This window comes from Streptomyces silvae (assembly GCF_016745505.1).
GTDB classification, from domain to species: domain Bacteria; phylum Actinomycetota; class Actinomycetes; order Streptomycetales; family Streptomycetaceae; genus Streptomyces; species Streptomyces silvae.
In genome coordinates, this window is the sequence record NZ_JAERUC010000021.1 from 1 (window position 1) to 11,306 (window position 11,306).

Annotated in this window: 10 protein-coding genes; 3 read left to right on the forward strand and 7 right to left on the reverse strand. The window is 70.9% G+C overall.

Annotation, left to right across the window (positions count from 1 at the left end):
• Nucleotides 1–226 precede the first annotated feature (226 nt).
• The 6 genes from JKV81_RS03405 to JKV81_RS03430 all read right to left on the reverse strand — a co-directional run bounded on the left by JKV81_RS03405 (nt 227) and on the right by JKV81_RS03430 (nt 5,482).
• Nucleotides 227–985 (reverse strand): IclR family transcriptional regulator, encoded by a 759-nt coding sequence (locus JKV81_RS03405; protein ID WP_129263297.1) that lies wholly within the window; start codon nt 983–985, stop codon nt 227–229.
• A 177-nt stretch (nt 986–1,162) separates the two neighbouring features.
• Complete coding sequence (gene ehuA / locus JKV81_RS03410; RefSeq protein WP_129263294.1) at nt 1,163–1,996, reverse strand: ectoine/hydroxyectoine ABC transporter ATP-binding protein EhuA; 834 nt, start codon at nt 1,994–1,996, stop codon at nt 1,163–1,165.
• Nucleotides 1,986–2,630: an ectoine/hydroxyectoine ABC transporter permease subunit EhuD gene (ehuD, locus tag JKV81_RS03415; RefSeq protein ID WP_124276313.1), complete on the reverse strand. Its 645-nt coding sequence runs from the start codon at nt 2,628–2,630 to the stop codon at nt 1,986–1,988. The genes ehuA and ehuD overlap by 11 nt, the downstream gene beginning before the upstream one ends.
• Nucleotides 2,627–3,361 carry an ectoine/hydroxyectoine ABC transporter permease subunit EhuC gene (ehuC, locus tag JKV81_RS03420; protein ID WP_099172780.1) on the reverse strand — a complete coding sequence of 245 codons (735 nt, stop codon included), beginning with the start codon at nt 3,359–3,361 and terminating at the stop codon, nt 2,627–2,629. Before ehuC ends, ehuD begins: the two co-directional genes overlap by 4 nt.
• 19 nt (nt 3,362–3,380) lie before the next feature.
• Nucleotides 3,381–4,283, reverse strand: a complete 903-nt coding sequence (gene ehuB, locus JKV81_RS03425) for an ectoine/hydroxyectoine ABC transporter substrate-binding protein EhuB (protein ID WP_202074884.1) — start codon at nt 4,281–4,283, stop codon at nt 3,381–3,383.
• Between the two features lie 218 nt (nt 4,284–4,501).
• Nucleotides 4,502–5,482 carry a D-2-hydroxyacid dehydrogenase gene (locus JKV81_RS03430; RefSeq protein WP_202074885.1) on the reverse strand — a complete coding sequence of 327 codons (981 nt, stop codon included), beginning with the start codon at nt 5,480–5,482 and terminating at the stop codon, nt 4,502–4,504.
• A 183-nt stretch (nt 5,483–5,665) separates the two neighbouring features.
• Here JKV81_RS03430 and JKV81_RS03435 point away from each other — a divergent pair, with 183 nt between their 5' ends.
• Together JKV81_RS03435 and JKV81_RS03440 are read left to right on the forward strand one after the other, a co-directional pair.
• Nucleotides 5,666–6,430, forward strand: a complete 765-nt coding sequence (locus JKV81_RS03435; protein WP_124276316.1) for a maleate cis-trans isomerase family protein — start codon at nt 5,666–5,668, stop codon at nt 6,428–6,430.
• Nucleotides 6,431–6,541: 111 nt separating this feature from the next.
• Complete coding sequence (locus JKV81_RS03440; protein WP_129263291.1) at nt 6,542–7,657, forward strand: LLM class flavin-dependent oxidoreductase; 1,116 nt, start codon at nt 6,542–6,544, stop codon at nt 7,655–7,657.
• Nucleotides 7,658–7,662: 5 nt separating this feature from the next.
• On the opposite strand, the gene JKV81_RS03445 is transcribed toward JKV81_RS03440, so the two are convergent.
• The gene (locus JKV81_RS03445) at nt 7,663–9,510 is read right to left on the reverse strand and encodes a putative bifunctional diguanylate cyclase/phosphodiesterase (protein ID WP_129263289.1); all 1,848 of its coding nucleotides are present in this window, start codon (nt 9,508–9,510) and stop codon (nt 7,663–7,665) included.
• 458 nt (nt 9,511–9,968) lie between these two features.
• Between JKV81_RS03445 and JKV81_RS03450 the strand changes: the two genes are divergently transcribed.
• A complete protein-coding gene (locus JKV81_RS03450; RefSeq protein WP_129263286.1) occupies nt 9,969–11,210 on the forward strand; it encodes a M6 family metalloprotease domain-containing protein in 1,242 nt (413 codons plus the stop codon).
• Nucleotides 11,211–11,306: the final 96 nt, after the last annotated feature.

An 11,306-nucleotide genomic window follows, 5' to 3' on the forward strand; every position in this document is an offset into this window, starting at 1 on the left:
TCAGCTGCTCTAACCAACTGAGCTAACGGCGCCTGCTGACTCGAAAATAATACCTGGTCCTCAGGGGTGCTGATGACACCTGCCCGAGGCCGGGCCGCAGGACGTGCCTGACCGTGCGGACCCGCCCCTGACCTGCGGGCCCGCACCCGTATATGTATACCGAGGGAGGCCCGTGCGCCACCATTCGCGTGGCGCATCCCACAGGGGAGGAGCTACGAGGCGGGGCTCACAGGGCCAGCGACAGCAGGACCGGTGCCGCGCGCCGGTTCAGCGTGGCGGCCGCGGCCCGCAGCCGGTGCGCGTGCTCGATCGGCAGGGACAGGGCCAGGCACCCGGCCGACGAGCCCGCCGTCAGCGGAACGGCCGCGCACACCGTGCCCACGGCGTACTCCTGGAGGTCGAGCACCGGCACCGTCGCCGGCTGGCTGTCCAGCTTGGAGAAGAGCACCTTCTCGCTCGTGATCGTCCGCGACGTCAACCGGGCGATCCGGTGCCGGGCCAGATGATCGCGGCGGCCGTTCTGGTCCAGCTGCGTCAGCAGGCACTTGCCGATCGCGCTGGCGTGCGCCGCCGAGCGGAAGTCCACCCACTCGTTCACGGCGGGCGTGCGGGGTCCGTCGGCCATCTGTGTGACCCGGATCTCCCCGTCGACGTAACGGCTGACATAGACGGCCGCGCCGACGGAGTCCCGCAGCTGCACCAGCGTCTGCTGGAGCTTCGCCTCCAGGGCCCGCCTGCGGGCGACGCCGGAGCCGAGCTCCAGGAGCGAGGAACCGATGATGTACGCGCCGTCGGCGACCTGCTCGACGTACCCCTCGCGGCGCAGGGTCAGCAGCAGGGGTGTGAGGTGGCCGGCCGGGAGCCCCGTCTCGCGGGAGAGCCGCGCCTCGGTCACCCCGCTGCCGTGGGTGGACACGGATTCGAGCACCCGCAGGGCGTACTGCACCGAATGGAACGGTGCCTTCGGCTCGGGCTTCAACGCCACGGTTCCCCCCTATAGGGCCTCTGCCAGGTTGTGACCGCAAGCTCGCGACCCACGATAGTCGCCAGGAGGCCGATAGGGAGGGGCTGTAAGGGAGTTGATGGTGCACCCCGGCTCCGTCAGCTGGGGCGCACCCTCCTGGCATATGCCAACGTCATGACCACCGCGCCAAAGGCAAGGTCACAGCACCGCGTTGAGGAATTCGCGCGTGCGTTCGTGCTCGGGGTCGGTGAATATTTTTTCCGGTGAACCGGACTCCACGACCCGTCCCGCGTCGAACATCAGAACCTTTTCGGACACGTCCCGGGCGAAGTTCATCTCGTGGGTCACGCAGAGCATGGTGATGTTCGTGTTCCGCGCGATGTCGCCGAGGAGTTCCAGGACGCCGGCCACCAGCTCCGGGTCGAGCGCCGACGTCACCTCGTCGAGCAGCAGGATCTCCGGCCGCATAGCCAGCGCGCGGGCGATGGCCACGCGCTGCTGCTGACCGCCGGAGAGCTGGGAGGGGTGGGCGTCGACCTTGCCGGAGAGCCCGACCAGGTCGAGCAGCTCCCTGGCCCGGGTCTCCGCCTCGTCCTTGTCCATGCCGAGGACGTTGACGGGCGCCTCGGTGATGTTCTGGAGCACCTTCATGTTCGGGAAGAGATTGAACTGCTGGAAGACCATCCCGATCTTCTTCCGGGACTCCCGCAGCTGCTTCTCACCCGCGGGCTTCAGCGCGCCGGACGGCGTCCGTACGTGCGAGAGGGGTGAGCCGTCCACCCAGATCACACCGTCGCTGACCTTCTCCAGCGTCATCAGCAGCCGCAGGATCGTGGTCTTGCCCGAGCCGCTCGGCCCGATCAGCGTGACGTGCTCGCCGCGCCGCACGGTGAAGTCCAGCTCGTCCAGGACCACATGGTCGCCGTACCGCTTGACGACCTTGTCGAAACGGACCAGCGGCTCGACACCTGTCACCTGAGGGTCCGGAGCCGCGTCCGCGGGTTCCTTGAGGGGTGCGGATTCAGTGGCCAAGGCGCTTCTCCAGCTTTCTCATGAGCAGGGAGGTGGGGTAGCTCGCGACCAGGAAGATCAGTCCGGCGAGCGTGAACACCTCGGTGTAGACGAAGTGGTCGGCTCCGTACTTCCGGGCTTCGAAGACCATTTCCTGCACCGTGATCACGGCGAGGAAGGGGGTCTCCTTGAACATCGAGATCGCGTAGTTGCCGAGGGCGGGCAGCACGTTGCGCACCGCCTGCGGCAGGATCACGGCCTGCCAGGTCCGCCGCGGCGACATCGAGAGCGCCCGGCAGGCCTCCCACTGCCCCTTCGGGACCCCGTCGATCCCGGCCCGGTAGACCTCGGAGGTGTACGCGGCGTAGTGGATGCCCAGCACGATGATGCCGATGGTCAGCGGCTCCACGGAGCTGAAGACGGCCGCCGCGCCCACCAGCTGCACCAGCAGCGGGGTGGAGCGGACGAACTCCGTCAGCGCCTTCACCGGCACGGTCACGAACCGGGAGGGCGCACGGCCCGCCACGGCGACGGCCAGGCCGAGCACCGCCGCGACGAGCGTGCCCAGCACGGTCGCGAGCAGGGTGACCCTGAATCCTTCGAGCAGCAGGGGAAAGGCGTCCCCGACGGCATCCCACTGGAACGACTGGTTCACCGGGCACCTCCCGCTGTGGCGGCGGCTTCCGCCGTGCGTGTCTTCAGCAGGCTGCCCGCACCGGTGTGCAGTCCCAGCCTCCGCTTGGCGGTGCGCTCCAGCATGTTCATCAGCAGCGTCAGCGCGTACGCCAGGACGAAGTAGACGGCCAGCAGCACCAGATACGTGGTGAGCGTCTCACCGCTGCGGCTGCGGACGTGCTCGATGGCGGTCATGAGGTCGGCCGCCGAGAGCAGCCAGAGCAGCGGCGTGCACTTCAGCAGCTGGATCAGCAGGTTGGTGAAGGACGGGATCATCTGCACCCAGGCCTGCGGCATGATCACCTTCCGCATGCGGTGGAAGGGCGTCATGTTCAGCGCGACGGCCGCCTCGTACTGGGCGCGGGGAACGGAGTTGATCGCACCGCGCACGATCTCGGAGCCGTACGCCCCGTAGTTGAGCCCGAAGGCCACGATTCCGCAGACCAGCGGGGTGAGTTCGTACCCGGTGAGGGGCGGCATCGCGTAGTAGAGCCAGAACAGCTGGATGTAGAGCGAGGTGCCGCGGAAGAACTCCACGACGGTCCGGGAGACCCCGCGCACCAGCAGCAGCTTGCTGCCCGCCGCCAGGCCGAGGACGAACGACAGGAGCAGGGCGACCAGGGAGCCCAGGACCGTCGCCTCGAGCGTCACCCACAGGCCCGATCTGACCTGCGGGAACTCTTCGCCGAGTATGGAGAGGAAGTCACTCATACAGTGGGGTCCGTCCTCGTCAGCCCTTGCACAGGTCGGCCGTCTTGAGCGTGGCCGGCGGTATCTCCGTGGCGCCGAAGCCGTACGCCTGGAGGAGTTCCACGTAGCGGGACTTGTCCGAGACGATCTTCTTGAGTTCGCGGTTGAAGGAGTCGCGCAGGTCCTCGTTGCCCTTGCGGAACACCGCGCCGCCCGGGGAGAACTGCTTCACGCCGTCCAGCTCGGGGACGAACGCCTCGGTGACCTCGGTGTCCGGGTTGGTCCTGGCCAGCCAGCGCAGCGAGATGCCGGTCAGCAGGAAGGCGTCGATCCGGCCGCCCTTGACCGCGTCCGCGCCGTCCTGCGGCTTCTGCAGCGTCTTGATCTTCCCCTCGTCGATGCCCGCACCCTTGGCGTACGAGGCCTCGACCGCACCGGACATCACGCCGACGGTGACCCCGGCCGCCTTCGCGGACGCCAGGTCGGTGAGCTTCTTCGGGTTGCCCTTCTTCACCATCAGCGCGGTGGGGGAGATGAACTCCGGCTCCGAGAAGATGGCGTTGGCGCAGCGCTCGGCGGTGATGGCCATGCCGGCGCTGACGACGTCGTACTTGCCCGCCTGCAGACCGGGGATCAGGCCGTCCCACTCGGAGAGGGTGGGCTTCAGCTCGTCCACGCCGAGCGCCTTGAATATCTCCGCGTGCAGGGCGGGGGCCTCGCCCTTGAGCGTCTTGCCCTCCATGTAGCCGTACGGGGCCTCGTTGGCGTACGCGACGCGGACGAAGCCCTGCTTGCGCAACTTGTCGAGCGCGCCCTCACCGTCCGCGGATCCGGCGTCCGTCTTGCTGCACGCGGAGAGCAGGCCGGGGACGACGAGCAGACCTCCCACAGCGGCCGATCGATTGAGGAAGCCCCGACGGGACAGGTGAGGGAAGTCAGCCATGGTTCGCAATCTCCTGGAGAAATCGGGGTGTCGAACAGTCCGGACAGAGTGACCACCTGCCCGCTCCAGGACGTCTATGCAGGAAGCGCTGCCATGTAATCGAACAGTGGCCGGAGGGTGACCTTCCCGTGTCTCTTCATGGGCGGAGGGCGACGGGAGGTGTGCGGGGCGTATTCCTGGCCGTACGTGCGTTCATGAGCGCACGTCACCCGGGCTCCTCAGGACGGGGTGCCCGGCTCCTGGGGCGGGATGTCCGGTGAAGGTACGTAACCACGCCGTATGTCCACCACGTTGGGGAGCGGCTCGCCGGCCGCCCATCCCTCGTACATCGCGACGAACTGTTCGCCCAGCCGGTCGCGCCAGCCCGCGGTGTCCCCGCTCATGTGCGGCGAGACCAGCAGACCGGGCACGTCCCACAGCGGGCTGGACGGACCGAGCGGCTCCTCCTGGAACACGTCGAGCGCGGCGCCCGCGATCCAGTGGCTGCGCAGCGCGTCGGCCAGGTCCTGCTCGACGGTCAGCGGGCCGCGCCCCACGTTGACGAAGTGGGCGGAGGGCTGGAGCAGCCCGAAGAAGCGGGCGTCGAACATCCCGCGCGTCTTGTCCGTCAGCGGCGCCGCGGAGATCACCCAGTCCGCGCCGGCCGCCAGCCGGTCCAGGTCCTCGACGCCGTGGATCGTGCGCCGGGCCGTACGGCCGACGAGCGCCACCTGCACACCCAGGGCGTTCAGCAGCCGCATGATCTCCCGGCCGATGGGGCCCGCGCCGACGACCACGGCACGGGTGCCGGCGAGGCCCCGGGTCTCCCGGTGGCGCCACCGGCGCTCCCGCTGGAGTTCCAGCGTGCGTGGGAAGTCCTTCGCGAAGGCGAGCACCAGCCCCGCGACGTACTCGGCGATCGGCAGCTCGAAGACGCCCCGGGCGTTGGTGACGACGGTGGGGGAGGCGGCCAGCTCCGGGCAGAGCAGCCGGTCGACGCCGGCGCTCGCGGTGTGGACCCAGCGGGGGCGCGGTCCGTCGCCCGGCCAGGCCGCGCGGACGGCGTCGGAGGTGAAGTCCCAGACGAGCAGCACATCCGCCTCGGGCAGCATGCCCGCCAGCGTCCGCTCGTCGGCGTACCGGACGACGGCCCGGCCGGTCAGCCGGCCCAGGCGCGGTGACGGGTCGGTGTCCAGGACGAGGATCACGGGAGCGGTCATCAGGAATGACCACGTTCGCACCGGGGAACACGCCCGTCAACAGCACCTCCGCCCTGGAGAGGAAACCGCTGGTCACGCCCGTTGCGGGCGGCGGTACGGGGTGAAAAGGGGAATACTTGTCCCAGGCAGGGGCAACGGAGGGCGAACGACGGCAGGACATCCGGACGCAACGGAAGGGTGGACATGACGACCGTAGGACTTCTCTACCCGGGCCACGCCGCGGAGGACGACTTCCCGCGGATCGAGGTCATGCTCGACAGCGACATCAGACTGCCGCTGTTCCACACCGACATCGACGACGACGCCCGCAGGACCGAGAACCTCCGCGCCGCGGGCACGCCGGAGCGCTTGGGCGCCGGTGTCGAGGAACTGCGGATGGCCGGTGCCGAATCACTGGTCTGGGCCTGCTCCGGCGGCAGCTTCGCCTACGGGTGGGACGGCGCACACACCCAGGCCGCGGAACTCGCCAGGGCCGCCGGGCTCCCCGCCTCCAGCACCTCCATCGCCTTCGTCCAGGCGGTGCGCGAGCTGGGCGCCTCCCGGGTCGCGGTCGCCGCGACCTACTCCGAGGACGTCGCCGCGCTCTTCGCCGGATTCCTGGCGTCCGGGGGCGTGGAGGTGACCTCCACCCGGGGCGGCGGCATCATCAAGGCGTCCGATTCGGCCGCCGCGGACCCGGAGCTCGTGAAGGAGCTGACCGTGGCCGGGGACCACCCCGACGCCGAGGTGGTCCTGATCCCCGACAACGCCCTGCACACCGCCGCGTACGTCCCCGAACTGGAGGAACTGGTGGGCAAGCCGGTCCTCACCGCCAACCAGGTGGCGGTCTGGGAAGGCCTCCGGCTGTCCGAACGCCGCATCTGGGCCCCCACCCTCGGCACCCTCTTCGCCACCCGTGAGCCTCCGCTGGGCGCCGCCGAACCCCGGGGCATCGAGGTCCGGGAGTAGGTTCCGGCACCGGTGGGGGCATGCCCGCGACGGGCGTACGGGAATAAGCGGAGCCATCCTCCTGTTGGCACGCTCCGGTAGACAGACGCAGCACCGGAGAGGCCGAAACACGTGGACGAGAACCGAGGCGACGAGAACCGAGGCGGCGGGATCCGCGGCACAGCGGGCGGGACGGCCTCCGTGCCCCTGTCCGTGCTCGACCTGGTGACCGTGGGCCAGGGCCGCACCGCGACCCAGGCGCTGCGCACCAGCGTCGACATCGCGAAGCTCGCCGAGAGCCGCGGCTTCCACCGCTACTGGGTCGCCGAGCACCACTCCATGCCCGGAGTGGCCTCCTCGTCCCCGGCCGTGATCCTCGCGCACCTGGCCGCCCACACCGAGCGCATCCGGCTCGGCTCCGGCGGCGTGATGCTGCCCAACCACGCGCCGCTGGTCATCGCCGAGCAGTTCGGCACCCTGGAGGCGATGGCCCCCGGCCGTGTCGACCTCGGCCTCGGCCGCGCGCCCGGCACGGACGGCGCCACGGCTGCGGCCCTGCGGCGTACGGACCGGCTCAACGAGGGCGCCGACGACTTCCCGCAGCAGCTCGCGGAGCTGACCCGCTTCCTGGACGACGACTTCCCGGACGGGCACCCCTACGCCCGTATCCACGCCGTCCCCGGACCGGTGCAGGCCACCTCGCCCGGCGGTGTCCAGTCGCCCGGCCGCCCGCCGGTCTGGCTGCTGGGCTCCTCCGGCTTCAGCGCCCGGCTGGCCGGCGTCCTCGGCCTGCCCTTCGCCTTCGCCCACCACTTCTCGGCCCGCAACACCGTGCCGGCCCTGGACCTGTACCGCGAGTCCTTCAAGCCCTCCGCGGTCCTGGACGCCCCCTACGCACTCATCGGCGTCGCGGCGCTGGCCGCCGACGACGAGCGCGAGGCCAGGCGCCAGGTGCTCACCGGCGCCCTCTCCATGGTCCGGCTGCGCACCGGGCGCCCCGGCCTCGTGCCGAGCCCGGAAGAGGCGGAGGCGTACGAGTTCAGCCCCATGGAGCGCGAGTTCGTGGACGGCTGGCTCAAGGACATCGTCCACGGCACGCCGGACGAGGTCCGCGCCGGTCTGGACGACCTGGCCAAGCGCACCGGCGCCGACGAGCTGATGATCACGGCCAACGCCCACGGCGGCGAGGCCCGGCTGCGCAGCTACGAACTCATCGCGGACGCCTACGGGCTGCCCACGCTCGGCTGACCCGCTCAGCCCTCCGGCGGCCGGCTGCCGATCAGTTCGGCGATCCGCTCCGGGGCGACCGCCCTGGAGTACAGCCACCCCTGACCGGTGTCGCAGCCGATCCGGCGCAGCCGCTCCGCCTGGCCCGAGGTCTCCACGCACTCCGCGGTGACCGTCAGGCCCAGGCGGTGCGCCAGCTGCACCATGGCCTCGACGATCGTCTCGTCGGCCGGGCTGGGGCGTGCGCCCTCCTCGTAACGGAATCCGCGTACGAAGGAGCCGTCCAGCTTCAGCACGGACACCGGCAGCCGGCTCAGATAGGCGAGGTTGGAGTAGCCCGTGCCGAAGTCGTCGATCGCGATGCGGACGCCCATGTCGCTGAGCGCCTGGAGCACCCGCAGGGGCCGGCCCGACGAGCCCATCACCGCGGACTCGGTCAGCTCCAGTTGCAGCAGCCCGGGTGCGAGTCCGGTCTCGGCGAGGATCTCCGCGACCTCGGTGACCAGGTCGGAGTCCCGGACCTGGCGTACGGCGACGTTGACGCTGATGAACAGCGGCGGATCGTCCGGGTGTTCCAGCTGCCAGCGGCGGGCCTGCCGGCAGGCCGTGCGCAGCACCCACCGGCCGAGCTGGACGATCGTGCCGTCCTCCTCGGCGATCGGGACGAACCGGCTCGGGCCCAGCAGCCCGAACCGCGGGTGGTTCCACCGGACCAGGGCCTCCACACCCCGTACGACCTCGTCGGCCATGCCGACCAGCGGCTGGTACTCCAGCGTGAACTCCCCGCGTTCCACGGCCGGGCGGAGTGTGGAGGAGAGCGCCTGACGGGTCATCCGGTGGGCGTTGCGCTCGGGGTCGAAGAGGGTCCAGCGGGCCCGTCCGTCGGCCTTCGCCCAGTACAGCGTGGTGTCCGCCGCCTGCATCAGGGCGGTGGCCGACGTGCCGGCCGATGACCGCTCCACCACACCGATCGACGCGGAGACCGACAGTCGGTGCCCGGACACCTCGAAAGGCCGCTGGAGGGCGGAGAGCACCGACCGGGCGAGCTCGGTGAGCTGGTGCGTGCCCGCGGAGTCCTCCACCAGGATCGCGAACTCGTCACCGCCGAGACGCGCCACCAGATGCCCGCCGGTCCGGTGCCCGTCGGCCTCGGCGCAGTCGGTGAGCCGTCCGGCGACGGCGGCGAGCAGCCGGTCGCCGGTGCGGTGCCCCAGGGTGTCGTTGACCGCCTTGAACCCGTCGATGTCCAGGTAGCAGAGACCGATCCGGCCGGGCGGGGGCGACGGCCCGTCCTGGGCCGGCGGGGTCTCCAGCACGCCGGTGAGGCGTTCGAGGAACAGCGTGCGGTTGGGCAGCCGGGTCACCGGGTCGTGTATCCGCAGATGGCGCAGCCGCTCCCGCAGCTCCCGCCGGTCACTGACATCGGCGACGGACAGCAGCACCCGGCCCGCTCCGGGGGCTCCGGGGGCCGGATCGCCCATCGGTACGACAGTGACCTCGGCCCAGAGCGGCCGGCCGTCGGCGTGCTTGAGCCGCCGGGTGCACCGGAGCCGGGGGCGGGCACCGCGCAGCACCTCGTTGTACGCCCGCCAGATGGGCGCGTCCGCGCTGAGACCCACGAGGTCGGCCGCGGGCCGCCCGGTCAGCGAGGCGGGGTCGGCGCCGAACAGCCCGCCCAGCGCGTCGTTCGGCCTGACGATCTGGCCGCGGTCGTCGACGACGGCCATGGGGAGGGCGGACGCCGCGAACGCGGCGCGGTAGTCGCGCAGCTCGGAGAGGCCCGGACCCGGATGATCACTCCGCGTGACCTCCGACGGCCCTGCGCCGGGGGCCGTGCCCGCCCGGGGCACCGGCCCTTCGGAGGTTCCGCTCACCGCTCGCTCCCGCTGTGCAGATTGTCGTGAACACGTATGGCCGGCCAGGTGCGTGGAGTGGAGCGTCGCGCCGGAGGCGGGAACCACGCAGGAAAACGAGGTGAAGCATAGAGGGTGGCGCGTCGGCCGTTCCAGCGCGCCCGCCGTTTCGGACCCGCGGCACGCGCATGGCCCACGTCCACGCCACGTCTCTCCCGCACTGCGCACCGGTATGCGCTTTGACCGTAGATGATCATTGTTGTGCTGATCTGGCTGATTTCAATTTCCGGGTGAGCGATTGTGACGTTCCGTGAGGGTGGCCGCCTCTCTCCGGATGATCGCCCCGCCTCCGCCCGGCCGAGTGCCGACCCATGTGCCGACCCGTCCGCTGACCCGTGTGGGGCAGCACAACAGGGCGTACGCCGTCGAATCGGCACAGGGTGAGGGGGAGGTCCCGCATTCGCCACCCGGAGGTAGATGTGCCGCGTCAGCGCAGACCCGGGGGAGCGGAGAGGCCGAGACTGCGCAGCGCGGCGGCTGCTCTCACCTCGCTCGTGGCGCTCGCCGCCACCGGGCTCGTCGCCGGGCCCGCCGTGGCCGCCTCGCGCGACGCGGGACCCTGCGCCCTGCCCCGGACCGGGGCGCACCACTCCCTCGGCCTCGACACCTGGAACGGCGCCTACCCCCGCCCCGACCGGCACCTCGACGCGGTCATGGTCTTCCTCTCGTTCCCCGACTCCGAGCCCGTCGTCTCCCCCGAGGTGCTCGCCGCCGACTACTTCCCCTCCACCACCCGCTTCTTCCAGCGCGCCTCGTACGGGAAGTTCACCCTGCGCGCCCACCCGCAGCGGGGATGGACCGCAATGCCCCACCCCTCCACCTGGTACGGCATACAGCGCGACTGGGGCTCCGAGCGCCGCAGCGCCTACCTCCGCGACGCGATCAAGGCGGCCGACGAACAGACCGACTTCTCGGCGTACGACATCGTCTACCTCGTCGCCGACCCGGACGCCCCCGGTGTCGACTCCGACGCCACCAAGGTCGTCAACTTCGACCGTCCGGTACGCGCCGACGGCTCGGACATCAGGCGTGTGGTCACGGTCTTCGAGGAGCACCCGCCGGACCGCAACGTCCTCGCCCACGAGACCGGGCACGTCTTCGACCTGGCGGACCTCTACCACCGCCCGGAGGACGGGAAGGGCGACTGGGACACGTACGTCGGCGACTGGGACGTGATGGGCAGCCAGTTCGGACTGTCCCCGGACCTGTTCGGCTGGCACAAGTGGAAGCTCGGCTGGCTCGGCGGCAAGGAGGTCGTGTGTGTGCAGGGCACCGCCGACCTCACCCTGGAGCCCATGGCCGAGGTGCCCGTGTCCGGCGCGTCCGTCGGGACCCGGCTCGCGGTCATCAGGACCGGCCCGGACAGCGCGCTGGCCATCGAGGCCCGCAGCGCCACCGGCAACGACCGGACGACGTGCACCGAGGGCGTGCTCGTCTACCGCATCCGCAACGCGACGCCGTCCGGCGGCGGGCCCGTCGAGGTGCTGGACACCCACCCCGACTCCGACGCCTGCTGGGACCGCTCGGTCTACCCGCCGCTCGCGGACGCCCCGCTCCGGGAGGGCGAGCGCTTCACCGTGCCCGGCGAACGCATCCGCATCGACGTCGCCGACCGGACCCGGTCCGGGGCCTGGACGGTCCGGGTCACCACCGGGACCTGACCCGCGCCGGCGCACACGAAGAAGCCCCCCTCGCTTCCGCGAGGGGGGCTTCCACCGTCTGTGCGCCGTCAGGGACTCGAACCCCGGACCCGCTGA